Source organism: Streptomyces sp. NPDC088246, assembly GCF_044741025.1.
Classification (GTDB): domain Bacteria; phylum Actinomycetota; class Actinomycetes; order Streptomycetales; family Streptomycetaceae; genus Streptomyces.
This window is the reverse complement of sequence record NZ_JBIURV010000014.1, coordinates 81,830-100,457: the sequence shown is the minus strand read 5'-3', so window position 1 is coordinate 100,457 and position 18,628 is coordinate 81,830. Positions and strand designations below refer to the sequence as shown.

14 protein-coding genes and 2 tRNA genes are annotated in these 18,628 nt (G+C 71.5%); 6 read left to right on the top strand and 10 right to left on the bottom strand.

The genetic code is table 11. The features are described 5' to 3' along the window. The first annotated feature begins 296 nt into the window (after nucleotides 1–296). From ACIPEK_RS20715 to ACIPEK_RS20705, 3 genes are read left to right on the top strand one after another with little or no spacing between them, the layout of a single operon-like run. Nucleotides 297–1,112: a YceI family protein gene (locus ACIPEK_RS20715; protein ID WP_383071289.1), complete on the top strand. Its 816-nt coding sequence runs from the start codon at nucleotides 297–299 to the stop codon at nucleotides 1,110–1,112. A gap of 9 nt (nucleotides 1,113–1,121) precedes the next feature. After that, nucleotides 1,122–1,592: a PPOX class F420-dependent oxidoreductase gene (locus ACIPEK_RS20710; RefSeq protein ID WP_383071287.1), complete on the top strand. Its 471-nt coding sequence runs from the start codon at nucleotides 1,122–1,124 to the stop codon at nucleotides 1,590–1,592. 43 nt (nucleotides 1,593–1,635) lie between these two features. Next, complete coding sequence (locus tag ACIPEK_RS20705; protein WP_401998011.1) at nucleotides 1,636–1,821, top strand: hypothetical protein; 186 nt, start codon at nucleotides 1,636–1,638, stop codon at nucleotides 1,819–1,821. A 15-nt stretch (nucleotides 1,822–1,836) separates the two neighbouring features. Here the strand turns inward: ACIPEK_RS20705 and ACIPEK_RS20700 are convergent, their stop codons facing one another. Next, nucleotides 1,837–2,595, bottom strand: a complete 759-nt coding sequence (locus tag ACIPEK_RS20700; RefSeq protein ID WP_401998009.1) for a TetR/AcrR family transcriptional regulator — start codon at nucleotides 2,593–2,595, stop codon at nucleotides 1,837–1,839. A gap of 94 nt (nucleotides 2,596–2,689) precedes the next feature. Beyond that, nucleotides 2,690–4,219 carry an MFS transporter gene (locus ACIPEK_RS20695; RefSeq protein ID WP_401998006.1) on the bottom strand — a complete coding sequence of 510 codons (1,530 nt, stop codon included), beginning with the start codon at nucleotides 4,217–4,219 and terminating at the stop codon, nucleotides 2,690–2,692. 128 nt (nucleotides 4,220–4,347) lie between these two features. On the opposite strand from ACIPEK_RS20695, the gene ACIPEK_RS20690 reads away from it, so the two are divergent. Next, nucleotides 4,348–5,205: an endonuclease/exonuclease/phosphatase family protein gene (locus tag ACIPEK_RS20690; protein WP_401998003.1), complete on the top strand. Its 858-nt coding sequence runs from the start codon at nucleotides 4,348–4,350 to the stop codon at nucleotides 5,203–5,205. Between the two features lie 240 nt (nucleotides 5,206–5,445). Here ACIPEK_RS20690 and ACIPEK_RS20685 read toward each other — a convergent pair whose 3' ends face one another. The 8 genes from ACIPEK_RS20685 to ACIPEK_RS20650 all read right to left on the bottom strand — a co-directional run bounded on the left by ACIPEK_RS20685 (nucleotide 5,446) and on the right by ACIPEK_RS20650 (nucleotide 13,677). Continuing rightward, nucleotides 5,446–7,638, bottom strand: a complete 2,193-nt coding sequence (locus ACIPEK_RS20685; RefSeq protein ID WP_401998000.1) for an ArnT family glycosyltransferase — start codon at nucleotides 7,636–7,638, stop codon at nucleotides 5,446–5,448. After that, on the bottom strand, nucleotides 7,635–8,975 hold the full coding sequence (locus ACIPEK_RS20680) for a glycosyltransferase (RefSeq protein WP_401997997.1): 1,341 nt from the start codon (nucleotides 8,973–8,975) through the stop codon (nucleotides 7,635–7,637). The genes ACIPEK_RS20685 and ACIPEK_RS20680 overlap by 4 nt, the downstream gene beginning before the upstream one ends. A 26-nt stretch (nucleotides 8,976–9,001) precedes the next feature. Then, nucleotides 9,002–10,567: a sensor histidine kinase gene (locus tag ACIPEK_RS20675; protein WP_401997995.1), complete on the bottom strand. Its 1,566-nt coding sequence runs from the start codon at nucleotides 10,565–10,567 to the stop codon at nucleotides 9,002–9,004. After that, nucleotides 10,560–11,300 (bottom strand): response regulator transcription factor, encoded by a 741-nt coding sequence (locus ACIPEK_RS20670; RefSeq protein ID WP_401997993.1) that lies wholly within the window; start codon nucleotides 11,298–11,300, stop codon nucleotides 10,560–10,562. The genes ACIPEK_RS20675 and ACIPEK_RS20670 overlap by 8 nt, the downstream gene beginning before the upstream one ends. Nucleotides 11,301–11,391: 91 nt before the next feature. Beyond that, nucleotides 11,392–12,270: an amidohydrolase family protein gene (locus tag ACIPEK_RS20665; protein WP_401997990.1), complete on the bottom strand. Its 879-nt coding sequence runs from the start codon at nucleotides 12,268–12,270 to the stop codon at nucleotides 11,392–11,394. A gap of 34 nt (nucleotides 12,271–12,304) precedes the next feature. Beyond that, on the bottom strand, nucleotides 12,305–13,186 hold the full coding sequence (locus ACIPEK_RS20660) for a DUF2797 domain-containing protein (protein WP_401997987.1): 882 nt from the start codon (nucleotides 13,184–13,186) through the stop codon (nucleotides 12,305–12,307). 79 nt (nucleotides 13,187–13,265) lie between these two features. After that, nucleotides 13,266–13,338: transfer RNA gene (locus tag ACIPEK_RS20655), tRNA-Arg, on the bottom strand. A gap of 248 nt (nucleotides 13,339–13,586) precedes the next feature. Then, nucleotides 13,587–13,677, bottom strand: a tRNA-Ser gene (locus tag ACIPEK_RS20650). 240 nt (nucleotides 13,678–13,917) lie between these two features. On the opposite strand from ACIPEK_RS20650, the gene ACIPEK_RS20645 reads away from it, so the two are divergent. Next, the gene (locus ACIPEK_RS20645; RefSeq protein WP_401997984.1) at nucleotides 13,918–14,370 is read left to right on the top strand and encodes an SSI family serine proteinase inhibitor; all 453 of its coding nucleotides are present in this window, start codon (nucleotides 13,918–13,920) and stop codon (nucleotides 14,368–14,370) included. A 215-nt stretch (nucleotides 14,371–14,585) separates the two neighbouring features. Beyond that, a complete protein-coding gene (locus ACIPEK_RS20640; protein WP_401997981.1) occupies nucleotides 14,586–18,623 on the top strand; it encodes a PAS domain-containing protein in 4,038 nt (1,345 codons plus the stop codon). The last annotated feature ends 5 nt before the right edge of the window (nucleotides 18,624–18,628 follow it).

Sequence of the window (18,628 nt, the reverse complement as noted above, 5' to 3'; positions counted from 1 at the left end):
GTGGGAGAAGGAGCGGCGTCCGGGGCCTTCGGATCCAAGGCGGAGGAGGAAGTCGACGCGGGGCGTCGGCGACTGACGACAACGCCGGAGGCGGAGGTCCCGGACACCGCGACGCCGCTGACAATCGCGGGCGAGGCCGCAACCACAGACCCCTGGCGGGTCGGCGTTTCGAGCGGAGACGCTGTACCGGCCGGTGGAAATGGGCCCCGGTGGCGGGGACGGCAGGCAGGGGACGGCCTGCCGTCCCCGCCCCGGGGCCCGACTCATTGAGTCATTGAGCAAGGAGAGAAAACGGGATGGGACTTCGCGCACAGGTACGGACGCGGGACGGCTGGGCGGTCCAGCACGCGGTCGTGACGGTCACCGACATGACCGGCGCGCAGGTGCTGCGGGCCACTGCCGACGAGGACGGGGCGGTGCGGACCGACACTCCCCTGCAGGCCGGCGCGTACACAGTGATCGTCACGGCGGTCGGGTACGCCCCCGCCGCCTCCACCGCCCTCGTCACCGCGAGCGGACGGGTCGAGGCCGGCACGGTGGTGCTGGCCCGCCAGGGCGGTGTGGAGCTGCCGCCGCCGGGCGCCTGGTCGCTGGACCCGGCGCACTCCTCGGTGGCCGCGGTCGCGCAGCACCTGGGGATCTCCAGCGTGCACGGCCGGTTCACCGAGTTCAGCGGCCGGATCGAGATCGCGGAGGACGTCGCGCAGTCCCGGGTCGACGCCGTCATCGGCGCGGCCAGCATCGACACCGGCAACGGCATGCGCGACAAGCACCTGCGCTCGCCGGACTTCCTGGACTCGGACCGGTTCCCGGAGATCACGTACCGCTCCGACGGACTGGCCCCGGCAGGACCCGACCGCTGGCTTGTCCACGGCGAACTGTCGCTGCACGGCGTCGTGCGCCCGGTCGACCTGAACCTGAGCTACCTCGGGACGGGCCCGGACCCGTGGGGCGGGGTGCGTGCGGCGTTCAGCGCAACGGCGGAGCTGCGCCGCGAGGACTTCGCCATGAACTACAACCAGGTGGTGCAGGCGGGCATCTCGGCGATCGGTACGACGCTGCGGGTGGAGCTCGACATCCAGGCCGTGCAGGGTGAGTCCCTGCCGTCGTAGTCTGCGGACATGGCACCCGACATCGCGACGAACACGGCCGTGGAACTCGACGAGTTGCTGGCTTTCGTACGGCCCAGGCACCGGGCGATCCTGCTGACCACCCGGTCCGACGGCCGCCCCCAGGGCTCCCCGCTGACCTGCGGCGTCGACGACGCCGGACGGATCGTCGTCTCGACCTACCCCGAACGGGCCAAGGCCCGCAACGCGAAACGGGACGAGCGGGTCAGCGTGATCGTCCTGTCCGACGACTGGAACGGGCCGTGGGTGCAGATCGACGGCTCGGCCGAGGTGATCGACTCACCGGATTCGGTCGAGCCGCTCGTCGAGTACTTCCGGAACATCTCGGGTGAGCACCCGGACTGGGACGAGTACCGGGCGGCGATGGTGAAGCAGGGGAAGTCGATCATCCGGATCACTCCGCAGCGCTGGGGCCCGGTCGCGACCGGCGGCTTCCCCGCCCACCTGGCGCCCGGCAGCTGACCGCTGTCTGCCGGATACGTTTCCCGGATGCCTTCCCGAGCACATGCACATGTTCCGGTGCCGGGCCTGCTCGCGCGGGCCCGGCTGCCGGCCGCGCCGACGCTGGACGCCTCCGTCGTCCGCGAACCGGGCGGACGAGGACATCGTCACCGACTTCGCCGCGTGCTGGGAGGCGATGGCGCAGGACCGGCTGCCGGGGGCGGCCGTGGATGTGGGGCGCGAGTACTGAGGGACGAACGAGGTCTCAGCGGTCCCGCATCGCCTCGATGCCCGCGATCAGCAGGTCCAGGGCGAAGGTGAAGTCCCGGTCGCGCATCTCCTCGACCGTGTCGCCGCCGCGGGCGTCCATCAGGTCCTGTGAGGACTCGACGATCCGGCTGAGCTGCGGCTGGCTCCGGATGGTGCCCAGCGCCTGCTGGAAGAACTCGTCCTGGCTGACCCCCGACTCCGCGCTGCGCTGCACGAAGTGGGCCTCGATGGTGCCGAATCCGTACACGAACTGGAAGACCGCGGAGAGTGCGCCCGTCTGCTGGTGCAGCGGCAGCCCCGTCGCCCGGATCACGTCCTGGATGGCGTGCGAGAACAGCATCGAGTAGGGGCCCATGTTCAGGAAGTGGCCGGCGAGCGGCGACACCCAGCCATGCCGGACCAGCAATTCCCGGTAGGCCATGGCCAGTTCGCGCAGCCGGTCGTGCCAGTGGGCGTCTTCGCGAGGGGGCGTGATCTCGCTGAAGACCGAGTCGAGGGCCAGCTCCAGCAGATCGTCCTTGGTGTCCACGTACCAGTAGAGGGACATCGCGGTGACGTCCAGCTCGGCGGCGAGCCGGCGCATGGAGAACTTGGCGAGGCCCTCGGCGTCCAGCAGCCGGACAGAAGCCGCAGTGATCCTGTCCCGGTCGAGACCGGCCGGCTGATCCGATTTACGGGTGCGCGAGGGTGCCCTCCGGTCCAGCCACACGCTGGTCCTGGCGGGGTTCTTCACACGGTCGGCCGCGGACACCATGGCGCACTCTCCTCGTCTTGCCGGCGGGACGGACCGGATGCGTACGCGTGTGCACGAAGCGGATCCGTACGGTCCGATGCGCCCCGCCTCGATGCTATGCCGCCACCTCGGCCTCGGCCGAGCCCGCCCGGGCAGATTCTGCCCGCTCCGCGCGGCGCAGCAGCGCCGCTGCCAGCAGTCCGCCGGCCAGCACCGCCACCGCTCCGACCAGCTGGCTGGTCTCCAGTCCCGAGGCGAAGGCGTCCGTGATCCGCGCCCGCTCCCCGTCGTCGGTGGCCGAGGCCAGCGCGGCGGGCAGCGAGGCGGCCCCGACGGCCGCCGGCACGAGCGCCGCGAACCGGGAGTTCAGCACCGCGCCGAGGACGGCGACCCCCAGACCGTTGCCGAACTCGGCGAGCGTGCCGTTGACCCCGGCGCCCACGCCCGCCTTCTCCGGCGGAATGGCGCTCATGATCGCGTTGGCCATGGCGGGCATGGCGAGCGCGATGCCCGCACCCATCACGACCAGGCCGAGCAGCATGCCGCCGTAGCCGTCGCCGCCGAGCAGCGCGATCGCGGCGAGTCCGGCGGCCAGCAGGCTCATGCCGGCCGCAATGGTGACGGGCGTGCCCAGCTTGGGCACCAGCCTGGCGCCCAGTCCGGTGAGGTTCAGGGCGACGACGCTCAGCGCCAGCGGAGCCGTACGCAGACCGGCCTCCAGCGCCCCGTAGCCGAGGACGAACTGGAGCTGCTGGGTGAGCAGGAACAGCGAGCCGCCCATCCCGAAGGCGACCAGGATCGCGCCCGCGACCGCGCCGATGAACTTCTGGTTCCGGAAGAAGTGCATGTCCAGCATCGGGTACGGGATGTGCAGCTCCCACAGCACGAACCCGATCAGTACGGCGGCCCCGACGAAGGCGGTCAGCAGCACCTGGCCCGACACCCAGCCGTGCGCCGGACCGGAGATGATCGCGTACACGACGGACGCCATGCCGATGGTGGAGAGCAGTGCGCCGAGCAGGTCGGGGCGCTCACTGCTGGGGTTCTTGGATTCCGGGACGAGCCGGATGACGGCGACCAGGCCGATGACGGCGACCGGGATGTTGATCAGGAAGATCGCACCCCACCAGAAGTGCTCGAGCATCACGCCGCCGACCAGCGGTCCGACGGCGAAGCCGAGCGAGCTGACGGTCGACCAGATGCCGATCGCCTTGACCCGCTCGGAGTCGTCGAAGATCTGCACGATCACGGCCAGGGTCGTCGTCATCAGCAGTGCACCGCCGATGCCCATGCCCGCGCGGGCGGCGATCAGCTGCGTGGACGACTGGGCCAGTCCGGCCACCAGCGAGCCGATGCCGAACAGGGCGAGCCCCGCGACCAGCATCTTCTTGCGGCCGTAGCGGTCGGCAGAGCTGCCGGCCGTGAGCAGCAGACCCGACTGGACCAGCGAATAGGCGTTGATCATCCATTGCACGTCGGCGGTGGAGGCGTCCAGCTCCCGGGTGAGGGAGGGGATCGCCACGTTGAGCACGGTGTTGTCGAGCAACACGGTGAGCTGGGCGAGGCAGATGACGCCGAGGATCAGCCAGCGCTGCGGGTGGCTCGGTGGCGTGAGGCGGCTCTGCTCGGCGACGGTCGCCGTCATGCGGACTCCTGGTGCCTTATACGGTGTACGAGAACGAGACTTACACCGTATAGCCAGCCCCATACGGCGTACAACTCAATTCCGCGCGGTACCGTGCTCGCCGCTGATCCGACAAGGACTGGAGTGGTATGTCACTGCGTCGTCGTACGGTGGAAATGCTCATCGCAGCGGGCCTGTTGGGCACCGCCGCCGCGCCCCCGGCATCGGCCGCCGGGCAGGGGCACGCGGTGCCGCTGCGCGTGGCCACGTACAACATCCATGCAGGCGCCGGCATGGACAATGTCTTCGATCTCGACCGGCAGACCGCCGAGCTCCGCTCACTGGACGCCGATGTGATCGGGCTCCAGGAGGTCGACGTCCACTGGGGCACCCGCAGCGAGTGGCGCGATCTGGCGGCCGAGCTGGCCGAGCGGCTGCACATGCAGGTCTCGTTCGCCCCGATCTACAGCCTCGCCCCTGATACTCCGGGTGCGCCCCGGCGTGAGTTCGGTGTCGCGGTGCTGTCCAGGTACCGGATCGTGAGCGCCGAGAACCACGAGATCACCCGGCTCTCCACCCAGGACCCGAACCCGGTTCCGGCCCCCGCGCCCGGCTTCGGCGAGGTGGTCCTGCGGGTGAAGGGGCTGCCCGTGCATGTGTATGTGACGCACCTCGACTACCGCGGCGACCCGTCTGTACGGACCGCCCAGGTCGCCGACACCCGCCGGGTCATGGCCGAGGACGAGGCACCGGGGCGGCAGAAGGTGCGGCAGATCCTGCTCGGCGACTTCAACGCGGCACCGGCCGCTCCCGAACTCGCCCCGCTGTGGAAGGAACTGACGGACGTCGAGCCCGGCGGGCCGACGTACCCGGCGCAGGATCCGGTGCAGCGGATCGATTACGTGGCGGTGTCGAAGGATTCCGTGCGGGTACGCGACGCGGCGGTGGCCGAGACGCTTGCCTCGGACCACCGCCCGGTTGTCGCGGATCTGCTGCTGCGGCGCTGAGAGCCTGTCGGGTGACCTTCGATCGGAGAGCGGACGCGGCATGGTGCGTGCGATTCCAAGGCGCCGGGATGGCCTCGGATGGGGCCTCCCCTGCTCGAACGAAGTTGAGAGTTCGGGGAAGGAGCTACTAGGCCATTTCGGCAACGCCGGAGGGGGTCCCCCCTGGCCCTTAAGGCCTTGGGGGAGTGCGTGCCAGGCCGTGGCCGCCCGATCAGAGGTCACCCGACAGGCTCTCAGCCTCTACTCGCCGCTCTTCGGCCGGGTCAGGTCGTAGAAGGTGGCGCTGCCGACCGTGACCTCCTTGAAGTTCCCCTCCACCCAGGAGGAGATCCGGGACGAGGTGCCGCTGTTGCCGCCGCCCCCGCCCATCCCGCCCGCGATGAAGTAGTGGATCCTGCCGTCCTCGACGTACTTCTTGAACCGGGAGAGCGTCGGGGACGGGTCACTGCCGTTGAAGCCGCCGATCGCCATCACCGGTTCTCCGGTGGCGAGTTGGTAGCTCGCCGCATTCTGTGAGCCGATGGCGGCGGCGGCCCAGGTGTAGTCGGCGGCGCTCTCCTCCAGGAGCTTCTCGGCCTCGGCACTGACGGACGAGCCGTTGAGCAGACCGCCCATGCCGCCTCCTCCTGGGGTGCCGCCTTCGCCCGTGCCGCCGGGTGCGGTGCCGGGCGAGGTGCCTGTGCCGGGTGCGGTGCCGGTGCCGGGCATCGCACCCGGCTGCCGGCCGTTCTGCTGGTTGCCGCCCTGACCCTGGCCCTGCTGTCCGGTGGGACCGGCGCCCTGGCCGCCCGTCGGGGGCCGGCCCATGCCGCCGCCCTGCTGGTTGCCCTGGCCGGGAGGCCGCATTGCGCCGCCCATGCCACCGGGACCGCCCATGGAGCCGGCGCCGGACGGACCGGCCGTGACGATCGAGCCCTGATGCCCGGTGTTCAGCGTGCTGAGGGTGTACGCCGTCGGCCCGGCCAGCGCCGCGACAAAGCTCACCCCTACCGCTGCGAGCGCCAGTCGACGTCCGAGACGCGGGGCGAGCAGCAGGCCCGCCGCTCCGGCCAGACCGCCGACGAGGACGGCCCAGCGCAGCCACGGCAGATAGTCCGCGGTCCGTCCCAGCAGGACGTGCGACCAGAGCGCGGTCACCGCGACCGTCACGCCGAGCGCTCCACGCGCCCGCCACCTGGCCCGTTCCTCCCACAGGACCGTGGCCCCCATACCCACGAGCGCCGCGATATACGGAGCCAGGGCGACCGTGTAGTACTGGTGGAAGATGCCGGCCATGAAGCTGAAGACGACCGCCGTCATCAGCAGCGAGCCGCCCCAGGCGAGGAACGCCGCACGGGCCGTGTCGGTGCGCCTGGCCTTCCAGGTGAGCCAGACGCCCGCGGCGAGCAGGATCAGCGCGGCGGGAAGCAGCCAGGAGATCTGGCCGCCGATCTCGGAGTTGAACATCCGGCCGATGCCGGTCTCCCCCCACTGACCGCCGGACTGACCGCCGCCGCCCCCGCCTCCTTGGACGCTGCCGGTCTCGTCGCCGTTGATCCGGCCGAGACCGTTGTAGCCGAAGGTCAGTTCCAGGAAGGAGTTGTTCTGGGAGCCGCCGATGTACGGGCGCGACGAGGCGGGCCACAGTTCGACGATCGCCACCCACCAGCCGCCCGCGACGACCATCGCGAGCGCCGAGAGCCCGAGCTGGCCGAACCGCTTGCGTACGGAGACCGGCGCGAACACCGCGTACAGCACGGCCAGCGGCGGCAGGATCAGGAACGCCTGCAGGGTCTTGGACAGGAACGCGAAACCGACCGCGACACCCGCCCACACCAGCCACTTGGTCCGGCCGTTCTCCATCGCGCGCAGCACGCAGTGGACGGTGACGGTCATCAGCAACGCCAGCAGCGCATCCGGGTTGTTGAAGCGGAACATCAGCGCGGCGACGGGCGTGAGCGCGAACACCGCCATCGCGATCAGTCCGGCGGGGGCGTTGAAGCGGCGGCGTACGGCCGCGTACAGCACCCCGGCCGTGGCCACCCCCATCAGCACCTGCGGAACCAGAACCGCCCACGAACCGAGGCCGAAGATCCGCACCGACAGGGCCATCGGCCAGAGCGTGGCCGGGGGCTTGTCGACAGTGATCGCGTTGGCAGCGTCCAACGAGCCGAAGAAGAAGGCCTTCCAGCTCTGGCTCCCCGCCTGGACGGCCGCGGAGTAGAAGGAGTTGGCGTACCCGGAGGCGCTGAGATTCCACAGGTACGCGAGCGCGACGACCAGCAGCATGGCCAGGAAGGCGGGCCGGGCCCAGCGCGGGTCCTCGGACCTGCCCCGCCACACGCGGTGCGCCAAGGGCTTGTTCGGGCGCGCGTGGCCGCCCCCCGCGGCCGGTGCCGGGGGCGTCGGCACATCCGGCGGGGCCGGAAGGTGGCCGGGTCGCAGCGTGGTCATCGGACGTTCCCCAGTTCGTGGTGAGTGTCATCGGCGCGCCCGGCCGGGGCGGGAGCCGCAAAGGCCGCGGTAGCCGCAGGCGCACCGGAGGCCCGCTCCGGGAAGACCCAGGCGCGGAAGAGCAGGAACCGCAGCACCGTCGCCGCGAGGTTGGCCGCGATCAGTACGGCGAGTTCCGTGCCGTGCGACGGCGATCCGGACGCCGCGCCCAGTGCGGCCAGCGAGCCGCTGGTCAGCGCGAGGCCGATGGCGAAGACGACCAGGCCCTGCGCCTGGTGGCGTACGGCTCCGCCCCGGCCGCGTACGCCGAAGGTGAGCCTCCGGTTGGCTGCCGTATTGGCGACGGCGGACACCAGCAGAGCGCCGCCGTTGGCGATCTGCGGGCCGACACCCAGCCGGAAGAGCGAGTACAGGGCGAGATAGAAGAGCGTGGAAAGCGCGCCGACGACACAGAATCCGACGAGTTGCCGGGCCAGGCCGCGCGGCACCCCGCTCAGAGCGCGGTCGCGCGGATCGTCTCCGAAGGGCCTCGCCAGCCGGTCCAGCGGCAGTGCGCCGACTGCCAGCGCCCGCCCCACCCGCCACACCCCTTTCAGATCCTCGGTCGCGGTACGCACGATGTGGACGGTGGAGTCGGGGTCGTCGACCCAGTCGACCGGCACCTCGTGGATACGCAGCCCGGCGCGCTCGGCGAGCACCAGCATCTCGGTGTCGAAGAACCACCCCGTGTCCTCGACCATCGGCAGCAGCCGCTGCGCGACCTCATGGCGGATGGCCTTGAATCCGCACTGCGCATCGCTGAACCGGGCGGCCAGCGACGAGCGGAGAATAAGGTTGTAGGCGCGCGAGATGAACTCCCGCTTCGACCCGCGCACCACCCGCGAGCTACGGGCCAGCCGTGAGCCGATCGCCAGGTCCGAGTGGCCCGAGATCAGCGGTGCGACCAGCGGCAGCAGCGCGTTGAGGTCGGTGGAGAGATCGACGTCCATGTACGCCAGGACCGGGGCGTCCGAGTGCGACCAGACGGTGCGCAGCGCCCGCCCGCGGCCCTTGTCCTCCAGCCGGTACGACCGCACCCTGGGCAGCGCCGCCGCGAGCCGGGCCGCCACCTGCGGTGTCCGGTCGGTGCTCGCGTTGTCCGCGACGGTGATCCGGAAGGCGTACGGGAAGGTGCGCGCCAGATGGTCGTGCAGGCGCAGCACACACGGTTCGAGGTCCTTCTCCTCGTTGCAGACGGGTACCACCACATCGAGTACGGGTGCACCTGCCGCATCGACCGCTCCGGCAAGGAGGTGGTCCCGGGCCGGCAGGGTGCTCCAAGGAGTGTCGGTTCGCATGCCATCGACACTCGTCGGCCCCGCTGTCACGCCGATGTGCTGAGCCTGTCCCCCTGCTGTGAGTGCGGAGCAACCGCGACAAGCGCCGGCAGATGGACGGCGAACACCGTGTGTCCCGGGACCGAGGCCACCTCCACCCGGCCGCCGTGCGCGGCGACGACAGCCTGCACGATGGCGAGACCGAGCCCGGTGGAACCCGCGTGGCGGGAGCGCGAGGCATCACCGCGCGCGAACCGTTCGAAGACATGCGGCAGCAGCTGAGGCGGAATGCCGGGCCCGTCGTCCTGGACCTCCAGCGTCACCCAGGGGTGGCCGGCCGTGGCACGCACCCGCACGGTGACGGTGGTGCCGGGCGGGGTGTGCGTACGGGCGTTCGCCAGCAGATTGACCAGCACCTGATGGAGCCGGGTCGGATCGCCGTACACGGTCGCGGGCTCGTCCGGCAGTTCGAGGCGCCAGTGGTGATCCTCCTGCCCGGCGGCGCGGGCATCGCTCACCGCGTCGACGACGACCGGCGAGAGATCGGTGCTTTCGTGACTCAGCGGGCGCCCGGCATCCAGGCGGGCGAGCAGCAGCAGATCCTCCACCATGCCCGTCATCCGCTCCGCCTCGGACTCGATCCGCCCCAGGGCATGCCGGGTGTCGGGGCCGGTCTCCTCGCGGCCGCGCCGGGTCAGTTCGGCGTATCCGCGGATCGAGGCCAGCGGGGTGCGCAGCTCATGGCTGGCGTCCGCGACGAACTGACGTACCCGCGTCTCGCTCTCCTGCCGCACCTCCAGCGCCGAACCGACATGGCCCAGCATCCGGTTGAGCGCCGCGCCCACCTGCCCGACCTCGGTCCGCGGATCGGCCTCGGCCTCCGGGACCCGCTCCAGGAGGGCCACCTTGCCGCTGTGCAGCGGGAGTTCGGAGACCCGGGTCGCGGTCACGGCGACCCGGCGCAGTGGTCGCAGCGCGACACCGACCATGGCGGCGCCCGCGATACCGGCCGCGATCAGACCGGCTCCGGTGACACAGACCTCGACGAGGATCAGGGTGGTGAGGGCGGAGCTCACCTCGGCGGCGGAGATGCCGACAAGGATCGTCGTCCCCTGCGGGCCCATGACGGCCTCCACCCGGTTGGAACCGAGTCCGGGCAGGTCGATGCTTTGCGCCCCGCCACCGACAGGGGTGTCCGCCGCTTCCAGGGCGCTCTGCTGGGCGTCGGTCATCGGCCGGCCGCCGTCCTCGGTCCCCAGCCCCGGCGTGGTGGTGCTCTCCGCGACCACCCTCGAATCGGTGACCGAGCCGTCCGACAGAACGGCCCCGAAGGCGCCGACGGGCAGCCCGCGCACGTCGACGAAGGCCAGCGGGTCGTCGCTCTGCCGTGCACCGCCGGGCATCGGCCCCCCGGCGCCGAGGGGCGGCTTGGAGGCCCGCATGGCGATGGAATTCAGCTGATCGTCGAGCTTTCCGTAGATATAGCTGCGGTAGGCGATGGTGGTGACCGAGCCGATGACCGCGGCGACCACGGCGATCAGCGCCACCGCCGAGACCACGAGCCGGGTCCGCAGCGTCCACGGCCCCCGCCGCCGGCTCACACGCCTACTCACCGGGCTTGATGAGGTATCCCGCCCCGCGCCGGGTGTGGATCATCGGTGACCGCCCGGCGTCGATCTTCTTGCGCAGGTACGAGATGTACAGCTCGACGACGTTCGCCTGCCCGCCGAAGTCGTAGTTCCACACCCGGTCCAGGATCTGCGCCTTGCTCAGCACCCGCCGCGGATTGCGCATCAGGAAGCGCAGCAGCTCGAACTCGGTCGCCGTGAGATGGATGGACGTTCCGCCCCGGCTCACCTCATGGCTGTCCTCGTCGAGCATCAGATCGCCGACGACGAGCGTCGACTCGCTGCGTACGGCCGCCGTACCGGCCCGCCGGATCAGCCCGCGCAGCCGCGCCACGACCTCCTCCAGGCTGAACGGCTTGGTGACGTAGTCGTCGCCGCCCGCCGTGAGCCCGGCGATCCGGTCCTCCACCGCGTCGCGCGCGGTCAGGAACAGCACGGGGACCTCGGAGAGCTCCCGCCGCAGTCTGCCGAGCACGGCGAACCCGTCCGTGTCGGGCAGCATCACATCGAGGATCACCGCATCGGGACGGAAGTCGCGCGCCATCCGTACGGCACCGGCACCGTCCCCGGCGCTGCGCACCTCCCAGCCCTCGTAACGCAGGGCCATGGAGAGCAGCTCGGCGAGCGGAGCCTCGTCGTCCACCACCAGCACACGGACGGGGCTGCGGTCCGCCCTCAGCAGTTCGGTACGCCCCTGGGGCGAGGTCGTCGTCGTCATGCCTCGACCCTGTGAGGCTCCTCTGAGAGGGTCCTTTCCCGACTCTGTGAATTCCCTGAGAAAGCGGAACCCTCGGCGGACCGGCAGCCCGTCAGCCCACGCCGAACAACACGCTCGTGTTCCCGTGACAGACCGCGCGCAGCCAGTCGTCCCCCAGCTCCAGCCGCTCCAGCGCGTGCAGCTGATGCGCGTACGGATACGGGATGTTCGGGAAGTCCGTCCCCAGCAGAATCCGGTCCCCGAGCGCCGCGAGCCGCCCCCGCTCAGCCACCGGGAACGGCGTGAAGTCCTCCGTGAAGTCCGTGAACGCCATCGTCGTATCGAGCCGGACCTCCGGGTACGTCTCCGCCAGCGCCAGGAACTCCGTGTACTCCGGCATCCCCAGGTGCGCCACGATCAGCCGCAGCCGCGGATGCCGGGCGAGCAGCCGGCCGACCGGTTCGGGTCCCGTGTAATTGCCGGGCGCCGGCCCGGAGCCGCAGTGCATCACCACCGGAACCCCGGCCTCCGCGAGCAGTCCCCACACCGGCTCCAGCAGCGGGTCGTTGGCGTCGTACGCGCCGACCTGAAGGTGCGACTTGAAGACCCGAGCCCCCGCCTCCACGGCCTCTCGTACGTACCGCTCCACGCCCTCCTCCGGGAAGAACGTCGCGGTGTGCAGACAGTCCGGCACCCGGCGCGCGAAGTCGGCCGCCCAGCCGTTCAGCCAGGCCGCCATGCCGGCCTTGTGCGGGTAGAGCATCGAGGTGAACCGGAGCACGCCGAACGAGCGCAGCAGCGCGAGGCGTTCGTCCTCGTCGTGCCGATACTCGATCGGCCACTCCATCCCGGTCAGCGGCCCCGCGGAGTCGAAGTACGCCCAGACCTTGCGGAGCACCCGCTCCGGCATGAAGTGCGTATGGACATCGATGATCCCGGGCAGCCCCAGCCGTTCCCAGAACCGCACGACGTCGTCGGCGTCACCACTCATTGCACACCCCTTTCACCGTCCGGCCCCGACGATCTCAGAACAGCCCGCCCTGCACGCCACCACCCCCGATGTCGGCCACCGGCACGCCCACCCCGGCCCCGGCGTCGGCGCCCGCCAGCTCCCACCCGGTCATCAGCCGGGTGTCGAGCACCACGACCCCGTCCTTCACCGTCTCCAGATGCAGATCGGGCCCCGCAGCCGCCACCAGCCGCCCCGCGACCACGCCCCCGTCGACCAACTCGGTGACCGCCCACGCCACCTCGACCGCGCCGTCAAGACCGAACAGCCCGGCATGATCGACCGCCTCGAACGGCAACCGCTCCAGCGACTGCGGCCACCCGGCCCCCTCCAGCGCCGCAGCCCGCCCGTAGAGCTGCGCCACCTCGGCCCGCCGCTCCGCCACCCCCGGCAGCACCGCGCGCACGGCCCGTTTCCTGGCGTACGGAATCCGGTCCGGCACCCCGAGCGCCGACCGCAGCAGCTCCTCGGTCCGCCGCGCCGCCATCAACGGCCCCCGCCCCAGCCAGCTGAACACCACGGCCCCCTGCTCCCGCAGCCTCGCCGCCTCCCGCTCCTCGGCGGTGATCCCGACCTTCACCATCCCCGGCCCGAACCAGGCGAGATACACGCGGTACGTCCGGGGGTCATCGGCGATCGTGTCGGCGGCCACCGAGTGCGCCCGGTCCAGCCGCGCGCACTCAGGACACCGTGCCCCCGCGCTGCGCCCCGACACCACGGCCTTCACCGGACACGCATTGCCTCGCGCCCCGACGCAGCATCGCTCCCCCACGGCCCGGAAGCCGAGCTCCGTCCCATAGGTCAGCACACTCACCCGTACGGCCCCGCCCCGGCGCCACCCCAGCACGGGCGACCCCTGCGCGTTGGGCCATCGCAGCCCGGTGCACTGCCAGCCCATGCGCGAACTCCCGGATTCCGATTCAGGCGGAGGGAATGCCAAGAGGCCCCCGGATGAATCCGGGGGCCTCTTGCCACTGTGCACTCGGCAGGATTCGAACCTGCAACCTTCTGATCCGTAGTCAGATGCTCTATCCGTTAAGCTACGAGTGCTTGGCGTTCCGGGCTTTTCTGCCTGGTCGGCGTTGCGGGAACAACATTACATGACCTGCGCCGTAGCGCGAAATCCTTTAGCCACACCACCCCTGACCTGCGAAAACACTCCGTTTGGGGCTACCGCGGACGACTGTCCGACCGGACACCCGAGCGGGCCGCGGGCCACCACGGGCTCATATTCGGACCGCCCGGGTCCGGATACGACCGAAGCCCCGTGTCGGCGACACGGGGCTTCGGTGATGAAGCGGAGGCGGAGGGATTTGAACCCTCGATGGGCTTTAAGACCCAAACCGCATTAGCAGTGCGGCGCCATAGACCGGACTAGGCGACGCCTCCAGCACACCCCGCGCGAGCGCGAGTGGTGCGTGCAGATGATGACACAGCTGAGCACTGCCTCACCAATCGCTGCCTACGGTACTAGGCAGTCGGGCACGAGGGCAAAGTGCCTGCGGTTGCGCAACGCCGTGGCGTGCGGAGCGTTAGTGAGACGAGGGAGGCGCCGCCTTCCCGTTCTTCCCATTCGTTCCACCCGCTGTCCCGTCCCTCTCGTCGAAGTGCACGAGCACAGGAGCCCGCATGTTGCGTCGCCTCGCCCTCACCGTCGTCGCGTCTCTCGCCGCGCTGTCCGCCGCCGCACCGGGCGCGACCGCGGCCACCGCCCCCCTTCCGCTGCCGCTGCCCCTGCTGCACGCCGACGACGCCCGTACCCGGCTGACGGTGACGGTCTCGGGCACGGGAGATCCCGCGGCCGAGGGCGTCTTCGAGCTGAAGTGCGGACCGGCGGGCGGCAGCCACCCGGCGGCGCAGCAGGCCTGTGACCGGCTGGAGGAGCTGGCGGGCGAGGGCGCGGACCCGTTCGCCCCGGTGCCCGGGGATGCGATGTGCACCCAGCAGTTCGGGGGTCCGGCCACCGCCCGGGTCACCGGGACCTGGCGGGGAAGGAGCATCGACACGGCCTTCGACCGGACCAACGGCTGCGCGATCTCGCGCTGGAACGGGCTGCGGCCGGTGCTCCCCAACGTCCAATGAGCAGGGGTCCACATCCCTGCCCAGGGCATATCGAACCTCACGTGACGGGCTGGAGTCGTACACCGTATGCACAGAACCTTGGTGAGAGCTCCCCGGCATCCGCCGCCCCACGCCCCTCCCCTGCCTTTAGACTCCTTCCGTGACAGCCTGCGGCCCGAGGGGCAAGATGGGGCCCGCTGTCGGCAAGGTGCGGTAATCAGGGAGGAAGCGTCGTCGTGAGCAGCAGGCCATCCCGAGGCACTGCTCGCCTCGCAGCCATACTCGATGCACTCCCTGACGGGCTGCTGCTCGTCAATTGCAACGGCACGGTCGTCAACGCCAACACCATCGCGCTGGAAATGTTCGAGACGCCGGGCACCGCGCTCGTCGGGCGCGGGCTCCTCGATCTGCTGCCGGAGTTCGACTCCAAGCTGATTCCGGGGTCGATGCGCCGGCCCGAGTCCGCCGACGACCGCGGCCGTACGAAGCCGACGCGGATGACCGCACGGCGGACCGACGGCAACGAGTACCCGGTCGAGGTCACCAGCGCCAGCCTGGAGGACGGGCAGGCCGCGTACAACGACTTCCAGAGCAGTTACAGCGGCAGCTACACGGGTGACGAGCTTTTGATGCTCGTCGTACGGGATCTGTCGGGCACCGTCGACACCGAGGCCGAACTGGCCCGTTCGCAGCGGCAGACCGAGATGATCCTGCGGGCCGCGGCCGAGGGCGTCGTCGGCACGGACACGGACGGCCGGGTCGTCCTGGTCAACCCCGCCGCCGCGCAGATCCTCGGCTTCCGCGCCAGCGATCTGGGTGGCCAGGAACTGCATCCGCTGATCCTGCACTCGCGGGCGGAGGGCGAGCCGTTCCCGTACGAGGAGTCGCCGCTCGCCGACACCCTCAGGTCCGGCCGCAAGCACCGGGTGCGCGGGCAGGTCCTGTGGTCCAAGAGCGGTGCGCAGGTGCCGGTCGATCTGACCACCGCGCCGGTCCGGGACGGGGACCAGCTGGTCGGTGCGGTCATGACGTTCACCGACCGCAGGCCGTACGAGGAGCTCAGCGAGCAGCACAAGGCCGAGGTCGCCGAACTGACCGCGGGCCACACCGCGGAGGTCACCGGACTGACGGAACGGCACAGCGCGGAGCTGGCCGACCGGGCCGAGCGATACACGGCCGAACTGGAAGCGCAGGCCGAACAGCTGGCGGCGCTCACCGCCCGGCACACCCAGCTCACCGCCGTACTCGGCGAGTCTCTTCGCGGGCCGCTGGAGGAGCTGCGCGGCGAACTCTCCACGCTCGCCGCCGATCCGGCCGGCCAGCTGTGGCCGGAGGCCAACCAGATCCTCCACCACCTGGCCGCGGGCTACGCCCGGATGACGACGCTCGTCGACAATGTGCTCGGCTACCAGCGCCTGGACGCCGGCTCCGAGGAGCTGGTCAAGGCGAGCGTGCTGCTCGACTCGGTCGTGACGGCCGGTATCGACGCGGCCGTCGAGCTGATCGGTCCCGGGCGCGCCCAGTTCGCGGTGCACGCGCCGCCGATCGAGGCCGAGGTGGACGCGGCCCGGCTGGTGACCGCGCTCGCCCATCTGGTCGCGGATGTCGCCGGGGTCGACTCGACCGGCAAGGCCCGCGTGGTGCCGGGCGGTGGCTACGTCGACTCGACGGTCGTCGTCGCGGCGGCGCAGCGCGGTGAGGTCGTACGGATCGAGGTGCGCGGGCCGTTCGCCGGGGGAGACCCGGTGCATGAGCCGATCGTGCGCGGGATCGTACGGGCGCACGGCGGCGTGCTCCAGACGCACGAGGTGCCGGGGACGAGCGGCAGCGCGTACGTGCTCGAAGTGCCGTTGGGCGCGGGCTCGGGAACGGTGATGCCACCGGCGCCCGAGCCGGAGCCCGAACCCACGCCGGAGCCGGCGGCCGGTCAGGCCGCGCCGGGCGGCGGGCGGCGGCGGGCGCGGCGGGCGTCCACGGACGCGTTCCTGGAGAGCCCTGTGGACGGTTCCGGGGCGGGGGCCGGGTCCGGGGACGGAGACACCGCGGCGGCCGAGCCGACGGGGCGGCGACGGGCACGTCGTGAGCCCGCGGTGCAGGGCTCGCAGGAGACGCAGGGTGTGCAGAGCGCGCACAGCCCGCACGAGATCATTCCGGCCCAGCAGAGCGAGGGGTCGGGGCGCAGGCGTGGGCGGCCGAGTCCGGCCGAGACCGGTGCTCAGCATTCGCTTCCGGCTCAGCTGTCCCAGTTGCCCGAGCAGGCGCAGGGACAGAGGCCTGGGCAGCCTGCTGTCGAGCAGCAGGGGCCGGGGCAGGCATTGGCGCTGCCCGCGGCCTCGGCACCGTCCGAGGGGGCGGTGGTGACGGCGGCCGAGGGCGCGCAGGGTGGCGGTGGCCGTCCGCAGCGTGGGCAGACCGTGCCTCCGCAGGGCGTTCCGGCCGAGACGCCGATGCCGGTGCCTGCGGGTGGACACCGGGCACGCCGGGGCGGCGAGAACCAGCTGGCCCTGCCGTCTTCCGCTTCCGCTTCCGCTCCTGCCGCCGAAGGCTTCCCGCAGGCCGGTGACGGTTCGGCGTCGGCGCCTCAGCCGACCGGGCGGCGAGCACGACGGGCATTGGCGGCCGTGCAGGAGCGTTCCGCTCAGGCCGAGCCGACCGGGCCTCGTACCGCGTTCGCGCTCCCGCCCGCGGATGCCGACCGGACCCCGCCCACGGCTGCCGACGCGGACGCCTCGCTGCCCGGACGCCACGACGCCGCACGCCTCGCGCCGGACGACAACCACACACCGCCCCAGGAGCACTCCGCAGCGACCGGGCAGCGCCGGGCGCGTCGCGCCGACGCTCCCCAGCAGGCCGGTCCGGCCGTCGGGCAGCCTGCGGAGCAGCAGCCCGTGCAGTCCGGCGGCTGGGCGGAGAACGGTTCCTCGGGTCAGGGCCCGGCCGCGCCCGGCGAGCAGGCCGACGACCGGGTCGACGGCCACCCCGGCGATCATCCCGCCGATCACCCCGGCAGCCGGTCCGGCGGCGAGCCGCAATGGCCCGCGGCCGGCCACACCACGCACACCACCGGCACCACAGCCGTCGCAGGCACCGCCGACGCCACCGGCATCGCGGAGAGCCGTCCGCGGAACATCGCGCCCGTGGCGGACGCGCGCAGGCAGCCGCTGCCCGCGGAAGATCCGATGCCCGGCGGCTCGTCGGACTCGACGCAGGGACGCGCGTTCAGCGTGCGGACGCTCGGGCAGGGTGTGCCGTTCGCCCAGCACATCGCGCACCAGCAGAACCAGACGCTCGGCGGTGCCGGCCGGCGCCGTAAGCTCGCCGCCCCGCCGGAGGGCGAGCGCACCCCGCAGTCCGCGCCGGCCCAGTCCGCCGCCGCGCAAGGCCAGGGCCCGGGTCCGGGGCAGTTGCTCTCCACTCCCGAGGCCGAAGGACGCGCGTACGCCATAGGGGCACCCGACGAGGGCGCCGAGGGGCCGGAGCCACTGGATGGTCCGGGTGGCGCGGTCGAGGTCGCCAACCGCCCGTCGCCGCAGCCGGTCGACGACGAGCTGCCCCCGGAGCCGCTGGACAACCCGCGTCGGCTGCTCGTCTGGCCCGCGCCCGATGTCTCCACCCAGCAGGCACTGAGCGACCGCGGCTACCGGCCGGTGATCGTGCACTCGCGCGAGGAGGTCGACGCCCAGATCGCGGCGTTCCCCGCCGCGCTCTTCGTCGACCCGCTCACCGGTCCCATCACCCGCAAGGCGCTGCAGTCGCTGCGTCAGGCGGCGGTGGCGGCCGAGGTCCCGGTGCTGGTGACGGCCGGTCTGGGGCAGGCCTCACGGGAGGCCGCATACGGTGCCGACCCGGCCGTACTCCTCAAGGCGCTCGCCCCGCGCGACAGCGAGCAGCATCCGCCGCGAGTGCTGTTGATCGAGGAACACGAGGAGATCGCGCTGGCGCTGACGGAGACGTTGGAACGCCGCGGCATGCAGGTCGCGCGGGCCTCCACCGACAACGAGGCGGTGGCGCTCGCCACCCGGATGCGGCCCAACCTGGTGGTGATGGATCTGATGCAGGTACGCCGCCGCCGGGCCGGGATCGTCGACTGGCTGCGTGCCAACGGCCAGTTGAACCGAACCCCGCTGGTCGTCTACACCTCCGCCGACATGACCGGGTCGGAACTGCCGAAGCTCAGCTCGGGCGAGGCCGTCCTCTTCCTGGCCGAGCGCTCCACCAGCGACGAGGTGCAGTCGCGCATCGTCGACCTGCTCGCGAAGATCGGCACGAACTGACGCGT

What these genes read in the sequence shown, in the direction of transcription:
- ACIPEK_RS20715 (WP_383071289.1), top strand. Translation starts at nt 297, where the DNA reads ATGGGACTTCGCGCACAGGTACGGACGCGGGACGGCTGGGCGGTCCAG.
- ACIPEK_RS20690 (WP_401998003.1), top strand. Translation starts at nt 4,348, where the DNA reads ATGTCACTGCGTCGTCGTACGGTGGAAATGCTCATCGCAGCGGGCCTG.
- ACIPEK_RS20700 (WP_401998009.1), bottom strand. Translation starts at nt 2,595, where the DNA reads ATGGTGTCCGCGGCCGACCGTGTGAAGAACCCCGCCAGGACCAGCGTG.
- ACIPEK_RS20680 (WP_401997997.1), bottom strand. Translation starts at nt 8,975, where the DNA reads ATGCGAACCGACACTCCTTGGAGCACCCTGCCGGCCCGGGACCACCTC.
- ACIPEK_RS20695 (WP_401998006.1), bottom strand. Translation starts at nt 4,219, where the DNA reads ATGACGGCGACCGTCGCCGAGCAGAGCCGCCTCACGCCACCGAGCCAC.
- ACIPEK_RS20665 (WP_401997990.1), bottom strand. Translation starts at nt 12,270, where the DNA reads ATGAGTGGTGACGCCGACGACGTCGTGCGGTTCTGGGAACGGCTGGGG.
- ACIPEK_RS20710 (WP_383071287.1), top strand. Translation starts at nt 1,122, where the DNA reads ATGGCACCCGACATCGCGACGAACACGGCCGTGGAACTCGACGAGTTG.
- ACIPEK_RS20685 (WP_401998000.1), bottom strand. Translation starts at nt 7,638, where the DNA reads ATGACCACGCTGCGACCCGGCCACCTTCCGGCCCCGCCGGATGTGCCG.
- ACIPEK_RS20670 (WP_401997993.1), bottom strand. Translation starts at nt 11,300, where the DNA reads ATGACGACGACGACCTCGCCCCAGGGGCGTACCGAACTGCTGAGGGCG.
- ACIPEK_RS20705 (WP_401998011.1), top strand. Translation starts at nt 1,636, where the DNA reads ATGCACATGTTCCGGTGCCGGGCCTGCTCGCGCGGGCCCGGCTGCCGG.
- ACIPEK_RS20660 (WP_401997987.1), bottom strand. Translation starts at nt 13,186, where the DNA reads ATGGGCTGGCAGTGCACCGGGCTGCGATGGCCCAACGCGCAGGGGTCG.
- ACIPEK_RS20645 (WP_401997984.1), top strand. Translation starts at nt 13,918, where the DNA reads ATGTTGCGTCGCCTCGCCCTCACCGTCGTCGCGTCTCTCGCCGCGCTG.